Raw genomic sequence first — 22,234 nt, 5'->3', positions numbered from 1 at the left:
TGGAGTTGACTGGTACTAATAAGCCGAGGGCTTGACCACAGGTACTTCTGCTCGCGTCCACTGTGCGGTTTCTGAGACAGCAACCCCACACCCAGCACCACCACGTGACATGTGAACAGTGTGTGTTTGCTGAGACTTCCCCCCCTTGCCGGGGCCACCACTACGTGTGGCAGGCCCAGGAGAAGTGGGGGGTGTGAGTTTCGGTGGTCATAGCGTCGGGGAAACGCCCGGTTACTTTCCGAACCCGGAAGCTAAGCCTGACAGCGCCGATGGTACTGCATGCGGGAGCGTGTGGGAGAGTAGGACACCGCCGAACAACACGTGAGAGAAGCCCTGTCGGGTGTGGCGTGGCCACCCCGACAGGGCTTCTCCCATATCCGGGCCTCGATGAGTGCCATAGCGGGGCATGTATGAGCCGCATGCGAGCGGGCACCCGTAGAGTCTGGGAGTGCACAAGGCGGGGCCGGCGCAGAGCGCCGGCCCCGCTTCCCGCTTCTGACTCCACCGCAAGTCATCGTGATGACCAGGAACGTTGGGGCATCATCGGGGCATGGCGTACAGAATCAGGGCAGTGCGGGTCGAGGACTGGCGGAAGCTTCGTGAACTGCGGCTCGCCGCCCTCGCGGACCCTGTGGCGCCGGTGGCCTTCAACGAGACCTACGACGATGCGGCGGCCCAGGACGACGGATTCTGGCGCCGCCGAGCCGCCAGCAGCCAACAGGGGATGCTGGCGGAGACGTTCGTCGCTGAGGACGAGGCATCCGACGGGCACTGGGTGGGCAGCGCGACCGTGCTGGACGAGGGCGGCAGCGCTCAGATCGTGGGGGTCTACGTTCTGCCCGAGCACCGGGGGACAGGGCTGGCGGAGTCACTCTTCCGTGCGGTGGAGACATGGGCGCTCGAACGGCCCTATGCGGCTTACATGTTGCTCCATGTCCATGAGCACAATCCCCGTGCGGAGGCGTTCTACCGGCGGCTGGGATACGTCCGTACAGGGAAGTTCGTGATGGACCCCAAGGGGACGGGACTGCGAGAGTTCGAGATGGTCCGAGGGCTGAGGCGGGACGCCGGTGCCCCTGCCGGCGAGGTCTGCCCCGCCGCGACGCCCGGCACTTCCCCTGCCGTCGGCGGGAGTGCCCCAAGCCCGCCTTCTGCGGAGGCGGCGCCACGCGGCGCCGGCCGGAACGGCGGCGAGGAGGCCGCTGATCACTTCAACCGCTGAGGTCTGCTCCGGGGAGTGGACAACGGCTCATCGCCCAGGGGAAGTTCGAGGACAGTGGTGAGTGGTGGGTCGAGACGGCCGGCGGATGACCGTGCGGCCACGCGGCGGCCGTGCTCGACCACGCTCTGGGTGAGCGCATTGAGGATCGGCATCAACGCCTCGTCCTCGCCCACAACATAGAGCGTGCCCGTTTCGTCAATGAATGACTCCAACGAGACGCGGTCCGCGCGAGCCGCGGTGCACGCGTTGCGTACATGGAGTTGGGAGAGTGGCGAAAGGGCACTGCGGACGATTCCTGTGGCTTCTCTGCGCCGTTCGGGATGGCCGGTGAGAGCGGCCTCCAGCTCCCCCGCCGCCCCGGACGATGCCTTGGGATGGGTGCGCAGCGTCTGCACGGGGTCGGTAGGGACGGACTTCGCGTGGGCCCACCGGTGCACCTCGCGGAACGGCTTGTCGTCGAGGGCCGCGGCGTGGAGCCAGCAGCGCAGCAAGGTCTCCGCTGTGGCGTGGACTTCGCCGTCGATGGGACGTGGGGAGCGCAGAGGGGCGAGGAGAGCCGTCGCCCGTGCGGCGGCGGTGGATCTGTCGGCGCATCCGTGGTGCGGTGACCAGCGTAGACGGTCCGGGGTGTCGCAGAGCTGGCCCGGGTCGAAAAGGTGGACGGGGCCGAGCTTCGCGCGCGAACTCTTGGTCGCCGCCCAGAGATCCGGATCGCTCGTGGTCACCAGCACCGCGCCCGGGGCCTGCTGGATGCGGTGGCGCGGGTCTGTGTCCGTCGTCGAGGAGTCGGACGGCAGACCGGGGACCGGGTGAGGCGTGCCGGTCGCGTCGGCGGGTTTCTGGACGGCGGCTTCCGGACTGGCGGGGTGAGCTGTGCCGGCGGACGGGTACGCGGCCGGTTCCGCAGGCTGCTGAACTGTCCCTTCGTCCATTGCCCGTTCGTTCACCGCGGGTGTGTGCGCTGCGGGTGGCAAGGCGCCGGGGTCTGCGGGAGCTTCCCCGGGGAGCCCCGAGCTGCCGTCGTAGGGTCCGCCCGGTGCCGGCTTTCGTACGTCCGGATGGTCCGTGTCGCCGTACGTCGCGCGGCGCGCGGCTCGTACCGCGCGGGCGCGCACGACGGTTCCGAGCACGAAGACCGTGAAGACGGCGAGGACGAGCAGCTGGCCGATGAACAGGCCCCAGAAGAGCCCGTATCCGGACAGGTGGGAGGGCTTCACCGCCGGCCAGGCGCCGGCGAGGTCCTGGGGGTCGGCGGCCAGTTCGCGCAAGGCCACGGGGGTGCTGGTGAACTTCAGCCCGTCCGGCCAGGCGCCGTGGCTGAGGAGGCCCGCGAGACCGGTCGACGTCCAGGTGAGGACCGTCACCCCGAGCAGCAGTGCCAGTCCGCCCAGCAGCAGTCCGTCGGGTACACCGCCGCTGCCTGAGCTGCCGGAACGGGCGGACGCCGGCCGATACCGTGCCTCATGGCCGTGGCCCCGGCCGCGTGCGGGGAGCCCGCTGCGTTCGTGGTCGTGACGCATCGCTAGGCGACTGTCGAGTTGGAGGACGTCGGGGACTGTTCGACGGCGAGGGCGCGGGCCTCCGCTTCGGCCTCCAGGTCCGCCTCCAGCGCTGCGTCGAAGTCGTCCGGTGCGGCCGATGTCTCCGTCATGGCGCGGTCGGTGAAGACCAGGGGCCTTTCGGCCTCGGTCACCAGATGCTTGACGACCTGCACGTTGCCGTTGACGTCCCACACGGCGATACCCGGTGAGAGAGTGGGGATGATCTCGACGGCCCAGCGGGGCAGACCCAGAACCTTGCCGGTCGCGCGGGCCTCGTCTGCCTTCTGCGCGTAAACGGTGCGGGTCGAGGCCATCTTGAGGATCGCCGCCGCCTCCCGTGCCGCTGCCCCGTCGACGACGTCGGAGAGGTGGTGCACCACCGCAACGAAGGACAGACCGAGGCGGCGCCCGAACTTCAGCAGCCGCTGGAAGAGCTGGGCCACGAACGGGCTGTTGATGATGTGCCACGCCTCCTCCACTAGGAAGATGCGTTTCCTGCGGTCCGGCCTGATCCAGGTGTGCTCCAGCCAGACACCCACGATGGCCATGAGGATCGGCATCGCGATCGAGTTGCGGTCGATGTGGGAGAGGTCGAAGACGATCAGTGGGGCGTCGAGATCGATGCCGACGGTCGTGGGCCCGTCGAACATGCCGCGCAGGTCACCGTCGACCAAGCGGTCCAGTACGAGGGCGACGTCCAGGCCCCATGCCCGTACGTCGTCCAGCGCGACATTCATCGCCTCCGCCGACTCCGGCTTGGGGTGGCGGAGACGGTCGACGATGTCCATGAGCACCGGCTGCCGGTCGGCTATGGTCGCGTTCACATGGCTGTGGGCCACCTTCAGCGCGAAGCCGGAGCGTTCGTCCAGCCCGTGCCCCAGCGCCACCTCGATGATGGTGCGGAGCAGGGCGAGCTGGCCGGTGGTGGTGATGGACGGGTCGAGGGGGTTGAGGCGGATTCCCTGATCCAGCGCGGCTGTCGGGTCGAGCCGGATGGGGGTGATGCCCATCTCCTCGGCGATGAGGTTCCATTCGCCGACTCCGTCCTCCCCCTGGGCGTCGAGTACGACGACCTGGCGGTCGCGGAAACGCAGCTGGCGCAGCACGTACGTCTTCTCCAGCGCCGACTTGCCGTTGCCCGACTCGCCCAGCACCAGCCAGTGCGGGGCGGGGAGTTGCTGGCCGTAGAGCTGGAAGGGGTCGTAGATGTAGCCCTTGCCGCTGTAGACCTCCCGGCCGATGATGACGCCGGAGTCGCCGAGGCCGGGAGCGGCCGTCGGCAGATAGACGGCCTGGGCCTGGCCGGTCGATGTGCGGACGGGCAGGCGTGTCGTCTCCGTCTTGCCGAAGAGGAAGCTGGTGAAGGCGTCGGTGATCGCGGTCATCGGGTCGCGCGCAGTCATGGGAACCCTTCAGCCCCTTCCGCGGACGGTGCGGATGCCGGAGCGGTGGGCGTGGCCGCGGACGGGAGCCTGCCGTATCGGGACGGCCGGGGCAGTGAAGCGCCCCGCACCGGCCGCCGGTGCGTGCCACGGCCGGCAACTGCCCCGCGAACGGTAGCCGTTGATCATTTTGAGCGTCCTCCTCAGCGGCGGATGCCGGTCGCGAACGGCAGCGTGTTGACGAACGCCCGGTGATGCTCCCTGTCGCACCACTCCAGCTTCAAGTAACTCTTCCCGGCCGAGGCGCGGATCGTCCGCTTGTCCCGCGCCAGTGCTTCCGCGGAACGCGAGGAGACCGTGATGTACCCGACGAGGTTGACGCCGGCGGCGCCCGACGCGAGGTCCTCACCGCGCTGGTCGACGCGTCCGTGCGCTGCGACGTCGCGCGGGTCGATGGTGCGGTTCATCTTCGCCTGACGGCTGGCTTCGGCATCGTCGTTGGTCTTCTCCGTCAGCATCCGCTCGATGGCGAGTTCGGTCGGCTCCAGGTCCATCGCAACCGAGACCGTACGGATCACGTCAGGGGTGTGGACGAGCAGCGGCGCGAGGAAGTTGACGCCGACGGGAGTCATCGGCCACTCCTTCACCCACGCCGTCGAATGGCACCACGGGGCGCGCGTGGAGGACTCGCGTGTCTTCGCCTGGAGGTAGGTGGCCTCCGTCGCGTCCAGTTCGGCGGGCCACGCGTTCCGCTTCGACATCGCCTGGAGGTGGTCGATGGGGTGGTCCGGGTCGTACATCGAGTGGATCAGCGACGCCAGCCGGGCCTGCCCCAGCGGCTGGCGCACCCGTATGTCGGCCTCCGTCAGACGTGCGCAGATGTCCGTCAACTCGCGAGCCATGACGATCGCCAGGCCCTCGTCCTTGGACAGACTGCGGCCTGAACGCCCCGCCGACCGCCGGGCGGCCTTCGCGATCGTCGCGCCCTCGGCGGCGAGTTCCCGCCCGTAGTGCATGCAGGCCACCAGATACGCGCGGTGCTGCTCGCTGGAGGTGGAGACCATCGACTGGAGCTGGTCGTAGGAGTTGCGCAGCCAGGGCGCCGCGCGCTCGTCGCCACGCTGCTCGACGTCCTTGGCGTGGGCGTCGGGGTCGGCGGGGAGCGTACGGGCCAGTATCTGCAGACGGGTGACGAACCCGTCGCCGTTCGCGACGTGCTTGAGCAGGGTGCCGAAGCGGTCGACGAGGGCTTCCTGGTCCTCGCTGTCGCGCAGGCCGACGCCCGGGCCCTCGATCTCGATGGCGGCGGTGACGGTGCGGCGGTCGGCGTGCAGCAGCACCGCCAGTTCGTCCGGGCCGAAGGGCGCGGTGAGCCAGTTGATCCGGCCGACGCCGGGGGGCGGGCCGACCTCGACCTCGCGGCCGTCCAGCCGGGTGCCGGCCTCGGCCGTGCCGGCGCGGTAGGCGGCGTTGCCGCTGCGGAGCATTCTGCGGAACGAACGGTTGATTTCGAACCACCTGTAGAAAGTTCGGCCCTTGTACGGCACGTAGATCGCGGCGAGCGCGAGCATCGGGAAGCCGACGAGGGCGGGGATACGGAACGAGAGCACCGGGATGAGCAGGCCGCTCATCATGCCGAGGAAGGCGCCGGCGATGATCAGGCCGATCTCGCCGGTCTCCCGGTTCTTGCCGATCATCGCGTTGGGCCGTGCCCGGCCGATCATGTACGTGCGCCGCTGGGCGGGCGCGGCGGGGGCCGAAGTCGTCACCCGCGGTCACCTCCGGAGCGGTTGCCGGTGCCGCCGCTCCGGGCGGGACGCGAAGCGGAGGAGCGGTCGAACGTGCGCGGGGCGGGCGGCGCCTGACGGCGTGGCACGTCACCGCCGCCTCCGCGAGAGCTGTGGGCGGCCATGCCGCCGGAGACCTGGTCGCCGCCGGACTTGCCGCCGCTTCCGGCCCCGGCGTTGCCGGAAGCGGCGGCGCCGCCGCCTCCGCCGCCTCGTGCGCTGTGGGTGTTGATGCCCTGCCGTACGAGTGCCGCGGGCGAGGAGACCACCGCGGCGGCGCTGCGGGATGCCGGATCGCTCGACGCGTTGCGGTGGTTGACGATCTCGTCGCCGAAGCCGGGCACGAACCGGTAGATCATCGCGCTGGCGAAGATGGCCAGCAGGATGATGGACAGCCCGGAGACGATGGCGGAGAAGGCGTTGGGACCGTCCGACGAGGACAGCGCCCCGGCCAGCCCGAGGACGATCACGATCACCGGCTTCACGAGGATGACGGCGATCATGATGCCCGCCCAGCGGCGTACGTGGCCCCACATGTTCTTGTCGACGAGGCCCGCGTAGACGGCGGTGCCCAGGAGCGCCCCGACGTACAGCAGGGCGGCCCTGATGACCAGTTCGAGGTAGAGGACACCGGCGGCGAGTACGGAGATGAGCGAGACGACGATGAGCATGATCGGTCCGCCGCCGATCTCGTTGCCCTCCTTGAGCGCCTCGGAGAACGTGCCGAAGAACTTGTCCGTCTGATCCGACGTGCCCGAGGCGACGACGTCCGTCACGCTGTCCGTCGCCGAGACGAGGGTGTAGAGGATGAGCGGAGTGAACGCCGAGGCGAGGACGGTCAGCCAGAGGAAGCCGACCGCTTCGGTGAGGGCCTCGGTGAACGGGACACCGCGGATGGCTCGCTTGGCGACGGCGAGCAGCCACAGCGTGAGCGTCAGGATGGTGGAGGCGGCGAAGACGACCGCGTACTGGCGCAGGAACTCGGGGTTGGTGAAGTCGACCTTCGTGGTGCTGTTGACGAGCTCGGAGAGCTTGTCGACGGTCCAGGAGGCGGCCTCCGCGCAGCCTTTGGCGAGGGAGGAGAGTGGGTCGAGGGTGCTGGTGGGGTCCGGGGCGGAGCCGCCGCCTCCGCCGCCCTCGCCTTCCTCGCAGTACTCCTTGGCGGGGCCTGCCATGAGTTCGCACGGGTCCTCGTCTCCCGGTGCGTGTGGTGCAGCGGCGGCACGGGACGAGAACAGAACGAGTGCCGGGGGCAGGCTCGCGGTGATGCCGACGATTTGCAGTATGCGGGGGCAGCGGCTATCGCGCATAAGTGAAGCCTCCGTACTCGTCCACTGCCTCGCTGATCTCCTCGGCTCCCGAGATGCGGCTGTCACTGCTGACAGGTGTCGGGCCGTTCTTCTGGGCCGAGTCGACAACCTTCCAGTCCCCGCCCGTCCACTTCAGCTTGAACGTGACTGTGAACCAGTTGTTCTGTACGGGCTTGGTCGAGTCCTCCCCGGCGACACCGAAAAGTCCTGAGCACCACACGGCGACCGTGGCTGCTCCGTTGTCGAAGTTCCTCACGCTCGTACCCACGGGCATCGTCCGATTGACGAAGGTGGCACCCGAAGGCGCCTTGCCCTCGTCATCGAGGCCGATCTTCTTGTTCAAGCTTCCGTTGTAGTCCGAGTCGAACCCCGTTTGCAGCTTCTCGAGATCTGATGGGGCACCGACAGCCGCAACGATGTCGTGGCGGGTGTCCTTGTTGAACATCCCGTCTCCGCCCAGCGCCACCGCGTAGTTCGCCGCCGCGCTCTCCGCGCCCTGCTCCGTCTGCGGGAAGCCGGACGCGATGCCGCCGTCCTTGCCCTTGACCGGCTTCTGCCCCGTCGGGGCGGTCGGTTGTGCCCCGCCGCCCTCACGCCCGCCGCCCTCGTCGTCGTCCGGGCCGCCGGCGCCGCTGTTGGCGAAGGCGATGGCCGCGATCAGCAGCACCACGACGCCCACCACGGTGACGAGGCTGCGTCCGGGGCGCGCCGGCTGTCTGCCGCTGCTCTCACCGTCCGGTAGACGTGTGCGGGTGGTGAGGCCGGTGGAGCCGCGGCCGTAGCCCGACGCACCTTCCTCGCCCGTACGGTCGCGCTCGCCGTACCCCTCGCCGCCGATGCTCATTCCGGACGTGCCCCCTCGCAACCTCATGCTCAGTCAACTGCCGTCAGGCCATTGTCTCCTCACACGAAGGTAGCTGGGTCCCCGCCCGTGCGGGGGGCCTGTGGATAACGGGTGGGGGCCGTCTTACGATGCGGTACGAGTTCTGCCACACGCGCCCCATGAGGCACATGTGAGCTGTGCTGAACCCGTCGGAACCCCCATGGGTGTCCGAGTACCTTGACTCATGTGCGTCGCCCGCGGGGTCGCCACCCTGGCCCCATGACTACTCCTTCCGTTCAACGGCCCACCACAGCGGCCTTCTTCGTGCAGTCGGCCATCGCCTTCGGACTGTCGCTGACGGCGCTGCTCGTCGGTATCGCGAAGCTTCCCGTCGGCGCGTGGGAGCGCAGCTTCCTCGGGCTCGGGCTGGTCTTCGTCGTGTCCTCCGCCTTCACTCTCGCCAAGTGCGTACGCGACCGGGAGGAGGTCGAGGAGATGACCAGCCGGGTCGAACGGGCGCGCGTCGACAAACTCCTCACCGAGCAGGACCCGTTCGAGGCAGGGAAGATGTGACAGGGCGTCGCGTCCGGGGGTGTTGCGCCTCGCTCTCCCGGTGGTCCGCTCCTCCCGGCTCCCTCCGGCACCTTCGTCCGATACCGGCTTGTGACCGGCCGGTAGCACACGGGTACGGTATTCGCCGGTACCCGGACGGTGGACCGGGCGGGGAGGGAACAGTGGGGGAGGCTGCCCGGTGAGCGGTGAGTTCGGCGACCTGAACATCAGCCGGAAGTCCGCCAAGGCCGTCACCGACGGCTTGAAGGCCACCATGGACGAACTCGGGGAGCTGGGGGGCTTCGGGTCCGAGGTGACCTCGAGACAGGGGGCCGGTTTCAGCAGCATGTCCATGACGGGGCTGGAGGCGGGGGACGGCGCGCTCGCCGATTCCTTCGAGGACTTCTGCGAACGCTGGGACTGGGGCGTACGCGGCCTGGTAGGGAGCGCGAGCAACCTCGCGGACAAGCTGGGCCTGGCCGCCGGCATGGTCCACGAGCAGGACCAGTACCAGGCGGAGACGTGGAAGGTGGGGCTGAACGCCCTCGCCGGCAATCCTTATGCGAGTGAGGACGAGGTCGCCGAGCAGAGCTACGACGACATCCTCACCCTGGACGCGCCGGAGACCGCCGCCGAGCGCCAGGAGAACTTCGCGGAGATGAAGCAGGACTGGAAGGACACCGGCCGCAGTCTGCACACCGAAGGACTGGGCGGGGCACAGTCCGAGTTCCTCTACGACCAGGCGGGTGTCTCGGACGAGGCGCGGGAGAAGGAGCTGGACGACGCGTTCGGACCGTCCCCCGAGGAGCGGGCGCAGCGCGAGCAGTCCCGTGGCGAGCCGGGCGGCGAGGGCTGATGGGCGTCTTCGGGGACGCGACACCGGACTGGATCGAGGACAAGGTCGAGCGGGGCGCCGAACTCGTCGGTACCGGCATCGACAAGTCCACAGACGCCGTGGCCGACGGCATGGACTCCGTCGGAATCCCCAAGGGTGCCGGGAAGTGGGTCAGGGACGCGGGCGACGGTGCGGCCACCACCCTCGGCGCGAAGGTCGCCGAGGCGCAGCTCGGCGAGACGGACGACCACAAGAAGCTCATTCACGGCAGTGTCGGCACGCTGCGTGCGAACGCCCGCCGTCTTCGTGATTTCCAGAAGGCGTTCGAGAAGGTCGCGCGCGGACTGAAGGGGCTCGATTCGGAGCACCTGCGCGGCAAGGCGGCGGACGCCTTCCGCGAGAAGGTCTCGGTGGAGCCTGGGCGGTGGGTCAGGGCCGCCGACGCGTGCGAGACGGCCGCGAAGGCGCTGGACGATTTCTCCGACACCGTCTCGTGGGCGCAGGGCCAGGCGAAGGAGGCGCTGGAGAAGTTCAACAAGGCGCAGTCCGCCTCCGAGACGTACAAGGGGAAGGTCGAGGATTACAACACCGCCGTCGAGGACGGCACCGACAAGGGCGATCTGCCGGACAAGCCGGGGGAGACCGACCCGGGTGCGGCGGGAATGCGTGAGGCGCAAAGCATCCTTCAGGAGGCGCGGCGGCAGCGCGACGAGGCCGCCAGGACCGCTAAGTCGCGGGTGGATTCGGCGCGGGACGCGGCTCCTCCGAAGCCTCAGTACGAGATGCAACTGGCGCACGCGGTCCAGGGGTTCATGCTCAACTCCGAGGCGGCCGGCAGTGGAGTGATCCGGGGCGCCGCCGGGTTGGTGAACTTCGCGCGGGGGCTGAACCCGCTCGACCCGCATGTCATCAGGAACCCGAGCGAGTACGCGATGAACCTCAACAGCGTCGCGACGGGTGCGATCCAGACAGTCAACGATCCCGTGGGCACCGGCAAGGTGCTGTGGGAGGAGTTCAGGAAGAATCCCTCGGAGATCCTGGGACGCATCGGTCCCGAATTGATCGGCGGCAAGGGCGCGGGAATGCTGCGCAAAGGCGTGGGCACTGCGCGGCGAATGCCGGAGGACGAGCCCAAGAACCCCGGGCGCCAGGACGCCAACCACAACGAGCACGACAAGAGCCGCGACCCGGACTGCACGAAGTGCGACGCCGACCCGGTCGACATCGCCACGGGCCGCGTCCTGCTGCCGCAGACGGATGTCTCGCTGCCTGGGACACTGCCGCTCCTGCTGCGTCGCAACTTCGACTCCTCCTACCGCGCCGGTCGTTGGTTCGGTCCCACGTGGGCCAGTACGGTCGACCAGCGCCTGGAGATCGATGCACAAGGTGTCGTCTTCCACGGCGAGGCCAGTCTCCTGCTGGCTTATCCGCATCCCGCGCCCGGCGTGCCCACGCTGCCGAAGGCCGGCGCGGAATGGCCCCTGGAGAGCACCGTCGACGGGGACTACGTCCTCAAGGACCCGGTCAGCGGCCGGGAGTGGCACTTCACCGGCCCGGACGGCTCAGGCGGTGACGGGACGGCGCTGCTGGAGGAGCTGTCGGACCGCAACGGCAACCGCATCACGTTCGAGTACTCCGCTGACGGCGTCCCGCTCGGCATCGTCCACTCCGGCGGCTACCGGCTGAAGTTCACCACCGAGGACGGCCGGATCACCGCGCTGCACCTGGCGGGAGCCGCAGCGGACGGCGGTGACCGGGAACTCAAGCGCTACGGCTACACCGGCGGACACCTCACGTCCGTCACCGACTCCTCGGGCCTGGCCCTGCGGTTCGGCTACGACGAATCGGGACGCATGACGTCCTGGACCGACACCAATGACCGCGGCTTCTCCTACGTCTACGACGACGAGCACCGCTGCGTGTCGCAGACCGGCGACGACGGTTACATGCGGCATGTCTTCGACTACGGCGGGCGCGACGAGAGCACGGGCCACCGCGTCACCTCGGTCACCGACCCGTACGGGCACACCAAGCGGTACGTGATCAACGAGCGTCTGCAAGTCGTCGCGGAAGTCGACTCGTTGGGCAACACGACCCGCAGCGAGTGGGACCGGCGCAACCGGCTCCTCTCACGGACGGACCCGCTGGGGCGCACCACGCGATACCGGTACGGGGACGGGTCCGGCCGCCTCGAAGCCGTCGTCCGGCCGGACGGGCGGGCAGGCGAGGTCGAGGCGAACGCTCTCGGCCTCCCGACTGACATCACGCAACCCGACGGCTCGCGCTGGCAGTTGGAGTACGACGAGCGCGGCAACCGTTCGGTGAAGACCGATCCCACGGGGAACGTCACCCGCTACGCGTATGACGAGCGGGGCCATCTCTCCGCCGTGACCGATGCGCTGGGCGCCACGGTCGGGGTTCGCTGCGACGCGGTGGGTCTGCCGGTGGAGATCACCGAGCCGGGCGGGGCGACCACCCGCTACGTACGTGACGCTTTCGGGCGGCCGGTGGAGATCGTGAATCCGCTGGGCGCTGTGACGCGCCTGTCCTGGACCGTGGAGGGCCGGCCGGCTTCGCGGACCGGTCCTGACGGCTCGCGGGAGTCGTGGACGTACGACGGTGAGGGCAACTGCCTGGCGCACACGGCGGCGGGCGGAGGCGTGACGCGTTACGAGTACACGCATTTCGATCTTCTCGCAGCTCGCACGGACCCGGACGGTGCCCGCTACGAGTTCGAGCACGACGCGGGGCTGCGACTCACCAAGGTGACCAACCCGCAGGGTCTGACGTGGAGTTACGTCTATGACGCGGCCGGCCGCCCGGTCTCCGAGTGCGACTTCGACGGCCGTACCGTCTCCTACGAGGTGGATGCGGCAGGGCAACTGCGCTCGCGCACCAACCCGTTGGGGCAGACCGTCTCCTTCGAGCGGGATCTGCTGGGGCAGATCATCCGCAAGGACGCCGACGGGGTGGCCACCGCCTACACCTACGACCCCGCGGGACGGCTCACGCACGCGCAGGGCCCGGACTCGGAGGTGCTGCTGCAGCGGGACAGGCTCGGTCGCATCAAGACCGAACTGACGGGCGCGGGCGCGCTCACCCACACCTACGACGCCCTGGGCCGCCGCAACCGCCGGGTGACTCCCACCGGTGCGGTCTCCGCCTTCGCCTACGACGCGGCGGGCAACCGCACCACGCTGACCGCCTCCGGCCACACGCTGGACTTCTCCCACGACGCGGCCGGCCGCGAGACCCACCGGCGTATCGGCGAGGGCGTGGAGTTGGCCCACCTGTGGGACCCGGCAGGCCGCCTGACCGCCCAGACCGTCACCGGACCCTCCTCCGCGACCGTGCAGCAGCGTGCCTACACCTACCGTCCCGACGGCCATCTGATGGGTGTCGAGGACCAGTTGAACGGGCCGAGGGTCTTCGACCTGGACCCGGCAGGCCGTGTCACCGGTGTCCGCGCACAGGACTGGTCCGAGTCCTACGCCTACGACGAGGCGGGCAACCAGACGGCGGCGAACTGGCCCACCCAGCACGCCCGTACGGACGCACGCGGCCGCCGCATCTACAACGGCACCAGCTTGCTCACGGCCGGCGCCGTGCGCTACCAGTACGACGCCGCCGGACGTGTCACCTGCCGCCGAAAGACCCGCCTGTCGAAGAAGCCTGAGACCTGGCGCTACACCTGGGACGCCGAGGACCGTCTCACCTCCGTCACCACCCCCGACGGGACGGTCTGGCGCTACCTCTACGACCCTCTCGGTCGCCGCACCGCCAAGCAGCGCCTTGACGGGGACGGCGAAACCGTCGTGGAACGCGTCGACTTCACCTGGGACGGCTCCACCCTCATCGAACAGACCACCACCGCACCGGACTTGCCCGATCCAGTCACCCTCACCTGGGACCACGACGGCCTCCAGCCCCTCGCTCAGGTCGAGCGCATCACCGATGCCACCACCAAGGCCGAGATCGACTCCCGCTTCTTCGCCATCGTCACCGATCTCGTCGGCACGCCCACCGAACTCCTCGACGAGAGCGGCGACATCGCCTGGCACACCCGCAGCACCCTGTGGGGCACCACCACCTGGAACACCGACGCGACCACGTACACGCCTCTGCGCTTCCCCGGCCAGTACTACGACCCGGAGACCGGCCTCCACTACAACTTCCACCGCTACTACGACCCCACCACGGCCCGCTACACCAGCCCCGACCCCCTCGGCCTCGCTCCGGCGCCCAACCCCGCCACGTACGTCCATAATCCGCACACCTGGGCGGACCCACTGGGGCTCGGTCCGTGCCCCATAGGCGGAAAAGAGAACCACGTCCCGCTCAATGCTGCACGTGGAGATGTCGTCCATTCCACTCAGGAGGAAGCTCTGGCCCAGGCACTACAGCGACACGGTGTAGCTGATCCCTCTCTCATCGAGAGAACGCCACAATGGGGCAAGAACCCAAACCTGACAGGTCCCAACGGGGAATCCTGGGAAACCATCTCCGCCATCGACTCCAGAGGGAACATCGTCGAAATCCATCACCATGCCAATGGCCACTACTTCAGAGACGCGGACCAATGGGCACTTCCTCATTATCATGGGCCCAAGGGTGAACACGTCTACTATGGGAGCATGGATTCTGGATACGGACTGCAAGGAAGGCCCAGAGGTGCAGAGTAGCCCCGCACAAGGCACATCGGGAAGAATGATCCTCGGCCAATCCACATGGGATCGTCCAAGAGGCGAATGGTCGCTCTCAGTACTTGAGGGAAGTCTTCTTTCTGAAGTTTCCGCATTCTGGGTCATGTGTGACCCCGTCAACGAATTGCTGTGCCTTCAGGAAACGGTCGCCTCCTTTGGTGGATGTCAGCTCTTCACGTGGGCGACCAGGATTTCGGCAGATGAGCAACCAGCATCAGGGCAAAATACTCATGCGTATCTCACAAGGATCGGAAGGCGTGCGGGGATCAAGAAATTCCCAAGTATGCCGTTCGTTGAGTCAACCTATCGGTGTTACTCGCACCTCAATGCCGATCACTATCCAGAGATCGAGCCGCTACTGCACAGGAACTCAGGATACGCCCTGGGTATCCAGGTATCAGGCGGCCGTTCGGACGGATGGGCAGGGGCTGCACAGCTACTTGAAGGTCACTTCTCGCTGGCCTTCGACTTCGAAAATTCCCCCGACCTTGAGGCTCTGCGAAGGAAGTTGGTGACGCTTTACGTGTCGGCGGCCATCGAGATGGGTTTCATGCCGTTGGTGCCCCTCAATAGGCACCCGGCCGCCGGCCACGTACTGTTCTGTCATAACAGTTCATACGATGCAGTGGCAGAAAAACTGGGCCAGAATTCCTCCGTACTGGACGGTGATTCGGGCATGCAGCAGATCGCCAACTTCCTTGACGGTGGCGGCGGACTTGCTTATCTCTGAGTTGATGTGCCAGGTGCGTGCAGGGTCCCCGACGAGGATTGTCAAGGTCCTGGGTCCCGCTGAGAGGCTTGGGTTTGGGGACTATTTCCTTCACCGAAAGAGGTAAAGACTTTCGCACTGCGAAGCCAATTGGTGAGTTCGCGGCCCTGCAGCTGTTCGACGGTACCGGTGCAGCGCGGAAATGTTTCACAATGCAGAGGGGGCTGAGTAGTGTCATACACGGAGGATGCTCACATCAGAGAGTGGATGGCGTGTAATGAGAACTACCTGCTGGACCGGCGATACTCGCGGTCATTCTGGGAACACCTGGAAGCATTGCCCTGGCTGCCGAGCAGAATCGACTGGACGAAGACACCGCATATCTTCGTGTCCCTGGAAGACGACGAGGGACCTGCTCTGAGTCGCCTGGCCGAAACCGCCCTGGGGCGCCATTCCTACACCATGATCAGTTACAACGCTGACGACAGTGCCATCCTGTGCCGTACGGAGGATGCTTTTCGAGACGCGGACCTCCTCTACATGCATGCCCCGGGCCCGCGCTATATGTGTGGGGCGAGCCTTCAGTGCGGTTCCGTTGACCTGTCGGTTGAAGACTTCGCAGAGTACGATCTTCTCGGCTTTACGGCGAGCCTGATGAGAGCGACGTGAGGTGCCCGAAGAAGTCTCACGGTGAGGTTCCGGAAACGGCGCTGTCAGACGCCGAGCGGCGCAACAGCGAAGCGGGACCGATCATGGTCGGCACTACGGCCAAGGTGGGTTGAATGAGCTGCTTCTTCCGACTCGGAGAAGTTTGGGTATGGAACCCCTCGAACCAAGTAGCGAGTCTGTTCCTTGCTGAGGCCACGGCAGTGGGAAAGGTTCTCGGTTGTCGATGTGGCATCGGAGAGATCGAGGAGGACGAGATCGTGATCGACGGTGAGCTGTTCGCTGGTTTCGTGTCAGTCCTACTCCGTGAGCACATGGAAACAAACAATGAAGTTCTGCGGATTCTCGTCGAGGGTGTTCTGGGGGCAAGTCTCGTCCTTCTGGCAAGAGCTCGAATTCAGGTCGAAGAAATGGATGCCGATATCAGGCAGCCTTGGAACGCTCGTGTTCAGCACCTTTCGCGGAGCATGCCCTTCGGGTGATCCTGGCAGCGTTTCGGCCAGAGTTTCCGTAACCAGCCAGGTTGGAAAAGGCGCAATGAGAAGCAGTTCGGAAAGAAGTGGGGTACACGCGGAGGATTACGGCCTGGAACCCGGCGACGCGTCCTCACGAACCTGGTTCCGTGAGCGGATAAGTCAAGTGCAAAGTAGTCCTGACGAGGTTCGTCAAGGCCCCTGGAATCCACAAAGAGGTGGAGGTGAGGACTACTTCTTCTACCGAAAGGAAAAAGATCTTCTCATCACGAAGCCAGACGGCGAGTTTGTGACGATGTTCCTGGAGGGCAAGCCGAATACCCGGCATGAAAATGCAGTAAGAATCTATGTAAGGGAAGGGTTATTGCCCTGCAAGTGCTTGACGAAATGTTGAGGCATGACACCGTTGATATTCGGGGGGTTTACTATATCCCTGACGGTGATTCGGTGGAGGCAAATCCGGAAGCAGTCGCATTTCCTCTCCGCGGTGGCGTCTCCGTGCTTTTCACAACCGCTACAGACTGGACGCTACGTTTAGGGCGCGAAGCCTGGAATAGATTGCCGAAATGGTGTCACCCGGCAGAGCAGTGGGAATATCGTCCGATTCCTGGCGTGACTCCCGAATGTTCGTTGCGCCGAAGCAGTGGATTGACTGAGTTGAGGAACGAGGTCGGTGAGATCGTGGGTGTCACGATCATCTACGAGGAGTACGTATTCGAGGTGCGTGCCGGTGAGCCGTTCTCAGTGACTCGACGTGCGCGCTGAGGGGAAGTGTGCAGAATACCAGCAGATTGAGAACTTCCCCACGGTTTCCTTTCGGTGGAAGAAGTAGTCCCTCGCCCCGCCTCTCTGTGGGTAATGGCCTACGCACGCCGGTGGGATCATCGTTGAGCCCGCTGAACTGTGGCCGTGATATTGGCCCTGCGCTCGCAGGTGACCATCGGCCGAACCTTGAGAGGGAAGGAACAGAGAGACGTGACGCAGCCTCCGCCTCCGCCCGGTTATGGGCAGTCGCCGTACGGGACGCCGCCTCCGGCGGGTGGGCCTCACCCGGGGCCGTACGGGCCGCCGCCCGTGCCGCCGCAACAAGGCCCCGCGCCCGGGCCGTACGGAGTGCCTCCACAGCAGCAGCCCTACCCGCCGCAGTATCCGTACGGGCCACAGCCGGGGCCCGGTGGTGGCTGGGGGCCGCCGCCTCCGAAGAAGGGCAACGCGGGGAAGGTGCTCGCGATCATCGCGGCGAGTATCGCCGGGCTGATGCTGCTCAGTTGGTTCGGCAACATGAGTTTCCGCTCCAGCGGGGGGTCGTCGCCGGGTGTCTCCTCGTCGCCGCGCTACAAGGTCAGCTTGCCGAAGACCCTGATGGACGGAGAGTACGAACTCTCCAAGGACATGTCCGACGACGCGGAGGCGAAGAACCCCGAACTGGGCCCGGACGACGCGGAGTTCCTGGCCATGTACCAGGGAAGTTCAGCCCGGGAGCAGATGCTCTTCTCGGGGCTGAACTCCGACTCGACCGGCGGCGATTCGTACACGGAGTCGGACGACAAGGTGCTCGACAACATGGAGGAGGACCCCTCCATGGACGTGGCCGTGCCGCGCCGCGAGGTCACTCCTTCCGGTGGTGGTGAGACGCTCACCTGCGAGGTTCTGACCAAGAGCGAGAACGGCCAGAAGTTGTCCGTGCCCGCGTGTGCCTGGGGCGACAGGGGATCGGCCGGCATGGTCGCCGAGAACAGTTACGACACCATGCTCAGCGACCCGCAGGACGTGGACCTCGACGCGTTCGCCGACACGGTCGACAAGGTGCGCGACGAGGTGCGGTCGCCCGCCTGAGCGGGCTGAGCCGTACCGAGCCGGTGTCGTACCGGTCTCGTCAGCCGGGCGGGCCGAGGTGGACGCGGCCCGTGGCGTCGATGCTCCAGCCGGGGTTGTGGCAGATCTCCCAGATCACGCCGTTGGGGTCGGCGAAGTGCCCGTGGAAGCCGCCGAACGCCGGGACAGGCCGTGGTGGGGTGACCAGGCGGGCGCCGGCCCGGACGGCCGTGTCGAGGAGCGCTTCGACGGCCTCCGGGCTGTCGACGTTGTGGGACAGCGTCACGCCTGTCGTGCTCGGGTCGGACACGGTGTTCTCCAGGTCCTCGCGGAACCTCTCCGCGTCGAAGAAGCCGAGCACCAGCCCAGGGCCCGTCTGGAAGAAGACGATCTCCCCGGGTACGTCCACGAGCGGTTCCCAGCCGAGCCCGTCACGGTAGAACGCGCGCGTGGCGTCGAGGCCGGGGGTCGCGAGCGTGACGAAGTGGATGCGCTGGTCCATGCCGGGAGTCTGGCACGGGGAGGGTGTGTCTCAGCGGATGTCGTCCGCGTCTGACTTGAGGTGTGCCAGCAGGCCGCGGAGTGCGTGCGGGTCCGGGTGGAGGACTTTCCCCGGCTCCTCGCTCTCGCGGAGGTGGAGTGAGCCCCCTGCGGCGGCGACCTCGATGCAGGTGGTGTTGCCGTCGCCGCTGCTGAAGGAGGACTTCTGCCAGTTCAGTTCAGTCATCGGTGCCCTTGTCAGAGGATGTATGCCAAGTGCTGCACGAGGCTGTACGAGTCTCGCTTGGTAGCGAACTCCCGTTCGGCGTCCATGGCAAGGGGCGGTAGGGCCACCGTCGAGAGACTGGAGAAAATCTCCGTGTAACGGCCGATTTCTCTGTGGTCGCCGAGGAAGACCGAGCCTGCGTCGTGTTCGAGATAGACCGTGCTCAATTCGGGCGGCGTGGAGCCGAAGAGGGTGAACGGCGTTCCGACGGCGGGGAAGCCAGAGCCGGGAGTCTGGCACGGGGAGGGTGTGTCTCAGCGGATGTCGTCCGCGTCTGACTTGAGGTGTGCCAGCAGGCCGCGGAGCGCGTGCGGGTCCGGGTGGAGGACTTTCCCCGGCTCCTCGCTCTCGCGGAGCCGCAGTTCGCCCGCCGGCGTGGTGGCGATCTCCATGCAGTCGTTCTGGCCGCTTCCACTGAACGAGGATTTCTGCCAGGCCAACTCGGACATGGAAGCGGCTCCTTCAGAGGCTGTAGAGGATGTGCTGAATCAGGCTCAGCGAGTCTCGACGTTATGAGACTCCGGACGCGCGTTCGGGTCAACGGGGCGGAGGGTGCGTTGTCCGATCCGCCGAGGGACTCGGAACTGCGCTGTGCCGCCCGCAGTTGAGGCGTGTCCATGCCCTCCGGCGAGTGCACAGACCGGGAACGATCCGGAAGGAACCCAAACCCCATGTGCCCGAATCCCGGGGTGCTCAGCGCGCCCGACTTCTCACTGACCTTTCCGCCCGACCCGGCCTGGGTGCGTACCTGCCGCGACAGCGTGCGTACGTCCGCCCGCGCGTACGCGCTTGATACCGAACTCGCCGATGTGGCAGTGCTGCTGACGTCCGAGTGCGTCAGTAACGCCGTCACCGCCTCCGCCGCGAGCGGCTGCCCGCACCCCGTCAGCCTGCATGCCGAGTGGGGCCTTCCCGGCGCGGCGCCCGGCAGCGTGCCGGAAGGTTCGCTGCGCATCCATGTTCGGGACGGCGCGCCCGGCCTCCCCGTGGTACGGAAGCCCGCACCGGCCGACGTGGACGGTCGGGGGATGGGCCTGGTCGCCGGCCTGGCCGCCCGCTGGGGCGTGTGTCCCGACGGGCCCGGGCCGGGGAAGTCGCTCTGGTTCCAGGTGGGGTTCGCCTGATGGGTGCGGGATCGCGCGTCCGTGCCCGTACGGTGCGGCTCGGCCCTGACGGGCTGCGTGCCGCCGCGCGGGTGCTGCGCCGTTTCGGCCTGCGGGTCGAAATCGACGCCGCGCACCCCGCGCCGCGCCCGCGACCGGGCAAGCACGCCGGTATCGTGCGGGCCGTCCGGCTGGGGCTCGCGCCCCGACTGCCGCCGGAACTGGTGGCTGTGGAAGGCGTGTCGGTGGCGGCCGACCTCTGGCCGGGTGCGTATGTGAGGCCTGACCTGTGTGTTTGTCCCGTGCGATTCCTCACCTCCGACGAGTCGTTGCTTCATCCACAGGCTGTGGATATCGCCGTCGAGGTCGTCCTCCCAGGTGCCTCGGCAGAGGACGTCGGGATGGCCGCCGACCGGTACGCGGCAGCGGGCGTACGGGCGCTTCTCGTCATCGATCCGCATGCGGAATCCGGCAGTTGGACCCTCCACAGTGAGCCCGTCGCGGGCCACTACTGGCTCGACAGGACGGGCCGGTACGGAGACCCCGTACCTCTCACGGCTGCCGGAGTGCCCACGGCCGGACTCCACAGCGACCGGCTGCCCACGGTCGGGCTGCCCCGCTACGCCGCCGTGCCTCCGCCCACGCAGACACGCTGAATCACCGCATCGGGCAGCCGCGCCCGAACCCCGGGCGGTACGCGGTCACTCGAAGCTGGTCACGTCCAGCCACGCGTCCAGCAGCGCCGCGTCGCCCAGCACTTCGACCCGTCCGTCGGTGGGCGGCAGCCGCCGCATGAAGACGCGCAGCACGTCCGTGAGCGGCCCGCGCAGTGCGACCGTGGCCTTCTCGTGGGCGCGGCGCCAGCCGATGCCGTCCTGGCCGAGGGTGATCAGCCACTCCGCGGCGAGCGTCTGCGAGGTGTCGGTGGCGTGCAGGTGGAGGGTGTCGCCAGCGCGTTCGCCGAGCCTGCGCAGTTCCGGCTTGTGCTCCGCCGACAGCGGGCTGGTCACGATCTCCAGCCACTCGTCCAGGCAGTCCGCCACGACGTCCGCGTCCGCCTCGAACTCGACGCCCGCCGCCAGCGCGGCGTCGCAGCGGTGGACGAGGGTCTCGTGCGTCATCCGCCGTGCCCAGAATCCGGCGCGCTGCTCCGTGAACCACGTCCATACGGTGGCGTCTTCACCGGCGGCGCGCAGCTCGTCGGAGAGTGTGCGGGCGCCCTCGGCGAGCCACGCGTCCAGCGCCGCGGCGTCGGTCTCCGGGTCGTCGCCGGCAGAGGCAGAGGCAGAGGCGCCGGGCCCGTCGTGGCCGGGGACCTCCTCGACGGGGAGGTAGGACGTGGCCCGTGTGCGGACTATCTCGCCCGCCCAGCGGTGGGCATTGCCCACATGCACGGCCAGTTCGCGCAGAGTCCACTCGGGGCACGAGGGGACCCGGGCGTCGGAGGAGGCGCTGCCGAGGGTGTCGCGGAACAGGCGTGTCTGCTCGACGATCTCGTCGCAGCAGCGGTCGAACACGAGTCTGTGGGGCATGTCCGAGACCCTACTGACCGGCACCGACAACCGCGTGCCGTTTGTTCGGGTGTGCTCAGCGCTCCCCGTCCCGGCCGGTCACGAAGTGGTCGAACTCCTCGTTCCGGACACCGCGTACGAACGCGTCCCACTTCGCCCGGGTGGTGGTGACGACCCGCTCCGGGGCGTCGCTCTGACGGAGATGGACGAGGCCCCCCGCGCCCGCCGCGATCTCGATGCACACGGAGTGCGGGTCGGGGTCGTCCGTCGCCCGGACCCAGGCGAGCCCTCCCGCGCCGTCGCCCGCTCCCGCCGTCGTCACCGCTTCCGCACGACCGTCACGCCGTCCCGCAGCGGCAGCATGACGGACTGGACGCGTTCGTCGGCCGTGACGGTGTCGTTGATCTGCCGGATGGCCCGGTCGTCCGCGTCCTGCGCCTCAGGATCGACGACGCGGCCACCCCACAGCACGTTGTCCAGGACAATCAGGCCGCCCGTGCGCATCCGCGGGACCAGCTCCTCGTAGTACGTGGGGTAGCCGGTCTTGTCGGCGTCGATGAAGGCGAAGTCGACGGCCTGGTCCGTGGGAAGGGAGCGAAGCGTCTCCGCGGCCGGGGCGAGGCGCAGGTCGATGCGGCCGGTCAGGCCGGCCCGCTCCCAGTAGCGGCGGGCGACGGACGTCCACTCCTCGGAGGTGTCGCAGGCCAGCAGCCGTCCGTCCTCGCGCAGCCCGCGTGCGATGCAGATCGAGGAGTAGCCGGTGAAGACGCCGATCTCGACGGCGAACCTCGCCTCGGTGAGCCGCACGAGCATCGTGAGGAACTCGCCCTCGTCGTGCGACACCTGCATCGTCGTGCCGGGGGCGACCTGGTGCGTCTCCTCGACGAGGTCGCGCAGGACGTCGTCGGCGGGGGTGGCGTGGGCCAGCAGATAGTCGTTGAGGGCGGGGTTCACGATCTCCATGGGCCGACCATACCGTCCGTGGTGTCTGCTACGACCGTTCCGCTGCGGTCCGCCCGTTTCGTCCGGGGGTGCT

At 67.6% G+C, this 22,234-nt stretch carries 21 protein-coding genes, 1 rRNA gene and 1 pseudogene; 11 read left to right on the top strand and 12 right to left on the bottom strand.

Annotation, left to right across the window (positions count from 1 at the left end; genetic code table 11):
• Positions 1-199 precede the first annotated feature (199 nt).
• Together rrf and H343_RS28535 are read left to right on the top strand one after the other, a co-directional pair.
• Positions 200-316 (top strand): 5S ribosomal RNA (rrf, locus tag H343_RS0102985).
• A 234-nt stretch (positions 317-550) separates the two neighbouring features.
• Positions 551-1,222 carry a GNAT family N-acetyltransferase gene (locus H343_RS28535; RefSeq protein WP_078504942.1) on the top strand — a complete coding sequence of 224 codons (672 nt, stop codon included), beginning with the start codon at positions 551-553 and terminating at the stop codon, positions 1,220-1,222.
• On the opposite strand, the gene H343_RS28530 is transcribed toward H343_RS28535, so the two are convergent.
• The 5 genes from H343_RS28530 to H343_RS0102950 form a co-directional block, all read right to left on the bottom strand.
• Complete coding sequence (locus H343_RS28530) at positions 1,207-2,742, bottom strand: hypothetical protein (RefSeq protein WP_486586755.1); 1,536 nt, start codon at positions 2,740-2,742, stop codon at positions 1,207-1,209. The genes H343_RS28535 and H343_RS28530 overlap by 16 nt on opposite strands.
• Positions 2,743-2,744: 2 nt before the next feature.
• Positions 2,745-4,166, bottom strand: a complete 1,422-nt coding sequence (locus H343_RS0102970) for an ATP-binding protein (RefSeq protein WP_028429927.1) — start codon at positions 4,164-4,166, stop codon at positions 2,745-2,747.
• Positions 4,167-4,348: 182 nt separating this feature from the next.
• Positions 4,349-5,869, bottom strand: a complete 1,521-nt coding sequence (locus H343_RS0102960; protein ID WP_051264516.1) for an SCO6880 family protein — start codon at positions 5,867-5,869, stop codon at positions 4,349-4,351.
• Between the two features lie 41 nt (positions 5,870-5,910).
• Positions 5,911-7,242, bottom strand: a complete 1,332-nt coding sequence (locus H343_RS0102955) for a hypothetical protein (RefSeq protein ID WP_106958756.1) — start codon at positions 7,240-7,242, stop codon at positions 5,911-5,913.
• Positions 7,232-8,086, bottom strand: a complete 855-nt coding sequence (locus H343_RS0102950) for a DUF8175 domain-containg protein (RefSeq protein WP_028429924.1) — start codon at positions 8,084-8,086, stop codon at positions 7,232-7,234. The genes H343_RS0102955 and H343_RS0102950 overlap by 11 nt, the downstream gene beginning before the upstream one ends.
• Before the next feature lie 258 nt (positions 8,087-8,344).
• On the opposite strand from H343_RS0102950, the gene H343_RS0102945 reads away from it, so the two are divergent.
• From H343_RS0102945 to H343_RS0102915, 7 genes are all read left to right on the top strand, one after another.
• On the top strand, positions 8,345-8,638 hold the full coding sequence (locus H343_RS0102945) for a YiaA/YiaB family inner membrane protein (protein WP_028429923.1): 294 nt from the start codon (positions 8,345-8,347) through the stop codon (positions 8,636-8,638).
• A gap of 178 nt (positions 8,639-8,816) precedes the next feature.
• The gene (locus tag H343_RS0102940) at positions 8,817-9,473 is read left to right on the top strand and encodes a hypothetical protein (RefSeq protein ID WP_028429922.1); all 657 of its coding nucleotides are present in this window, start codon (positions 8,817-8,819) and stop codon (positions 9,471-9,473) included.
• Entirely contained in the window at positions 9,473-14,134 is a 4,662-nt protein-coding gene (locus tag H343_RS28525) for an RHS repeat domain-containing protein (protein WP_051264482.1), read from the top strand. Before H343_RS0102940 ends, H343_RS28525 begins: the two co-directional genes overlap by 1 nt.
• Positions 14,124-14,885 carry a hypothetical protein gene (locus H343_RS35190; protein WP_158679503.1) on the top strand — a complete coding sequence of 254 codons (762 nt, stop codon included), beginning with the start codon at positions 14,124-14,126 and terminating at the stop codon, positions 14,883-14,885. Before H343_RS28525 ends, H343_RS35190 begins: the two co-directional genes overlap by 11 nt.
• Before the next feature lie 210 nt (positions 14,886-15,095).
• On the top strand, positions 15,096-15,533 hold the full coding sequence (locus H343_RS0102925; protein WP_158679502.1) for a hypothetical protein: 438 nt from the start codon (positions 15,096-15,098) through the stop codon (positions 15,531-15,533).
• 113 nt (positions 15,534-15,646) lie between these two features.
• Complete coding sequence (locus H343_RS35185; protein ID WP_158679501.1) at positions 15,647-16,012, top strand: DUF6086 family protein; 366 nt, start codon at positions 15,647-15,649, stop codon at positions 16,010-16,012.
• Positions 16,013-17,116: 1,104 nt separating this feature from the next.
• Entirely contained in the window at positions 17,117-17,839 is a 723-nt protein-coding gene (locus H343_RS0102915; protein WP_158679500.1) for a hypothetical protein, read from the top strand.
• Between the two features lie 40 nt (positions 17,840-17,879).
• On the opposite strand, the gene H343_RS0102910 is transcribed toward H343_RS0102915, so the two are convergent.
• The 4 genes and pseudogenes from H343_RS0102910 to H343_RS0102895 all read right to left on the bottom strand — a co-directional run bounded on the left by H343_RS0102910 (position 17,880) and on the right by H343_RS0102895 (position 19,033).
• On the bottom strand, positions 17,880-18,320 hold the full coding sequence (locus H343_RS0102910; RefSeq protein WP_028429918.1) for a VOC family protein: 441 nt from the start codon (positions 18,318-18,320) through the stop codon (positions 17,880-17,882).
• A 30-nt stretch (positions 18,321-18,350) separates the two neighbouring features.
• Entirely contained in the window at positions 18,351-18,545 is a 195-nt protein-coding gene (locus H343_RS0102905) for a DUF397 domain-containing protein (protein ID WP_028429917.1), read from the bottom strand.
• Positions 18,546-18,556: 11 nt separating this feature from the next.
• A pseudogene (locus H343_RS35760) lies at positions 18,557-18,787 on the bottom strand (Scr1 family TA system antitoxin-like transcriptional regulator); the annotation flags it as partial.
• Positions 18,788-18,838: 51 nt separating this feature from the next.
• Positions 18,839-19,033, bottom strand: a complete 195-nt coding sequence (locus tag H343_RS0102895; RefSeq protein ID WP_028429915.1) for a DUF397 domain-containing protein — start codon at positions 19,031-19,033, stop codon at positions 18,839-18,841.
• A 222-nt stretch (positions 19,034-19,255) separates the two neighbouring features.
• Between H343_RS0102895 and H343_RS0102890 the strand changes: the two genes are divergently transcribed.
• Together H343_RS0102890 and H343_RS33440 are read left to right on the top strand one after the other, a co-directional pair.
• Complete coding sequence (locus H343_RS0102890; RefSeq protein ID WP_037901898.1) at positions 19,256-19,708, top strand: ATP-binding protein; 453 nt, start codon at positions 19,256-19,258, stop codon at positions 19,706-19,708.
• Positions 19,708-20,343: a Uma2 family endonuclease gene (locus H343_RS33440; RefSeq protein WP_051264479.1), complete on the top strand. Its 636-nt coding sequence runs from the start codon at positions 19,708-19,710 to the stop codon at positions 20,341-20,343. Before H343_RS0102890 ends, H343_RS33440 begins: the two co-directional genes overlap by 1 nt.
• A 45-nt stretch (positions 20,344-20,388) precedes the next feature.
• Here the strand turns inward: H343_RS33440 and H343_RS0102880 are convergent, their stop codons facing one another.
• The 3 genes from H343_RS0102880 to H343_RS0102870 are packed head-to-tail and all read right to left on the bottom strand — an operon-like array spanning position 20,389 to position 22,161.
• Positions 20,389-21,219, bottom strand: coding sequence for a maleylpyruvate isomerase N-terminal domain-containing protein (locus H343_RS0102880; RefSeq protein WP_028429913.1), 831 nt, complete (start codon positions 21,217-21,219; stop codon positions 20,389-20,391).
• A gap of 55 nt (positions 21,220-21,274) precedes the next feature.
• A complete protein-coding gene (locus H343_RS0102875) occupies positions 21,275-21,520 on the bottom strand; it encodes a DUF397 domain-containing protein (protein ID WP_028429912.1) in 246 nt (81 codons plus the stop codon).
• Complete coding sequence (locus tag H343_RS0102870; RefSeq protein WP_028429911.1) at positions 21,517-22,161, bottom strand: class I SAM-dependent methyltransferase; 645 nt, start codon at positions 22,159-22,161, stop codon at positions 21,517-21,519. Before H343_RS0102870 ends, H343_RS0102875 begins: the two co-directional genes overlap by 4 nt.
• Between the last annotated feature and the right edge of the window lie 73 nt (positions 22,162-22,234).

This window comes from Streptomyces sp. TAA204, assembly GCF_000424965.1.
Note: the sequence above shows the minus strand (reverse complement) of the source record. Positions and strands in the feature narration are given on the sequence as shown.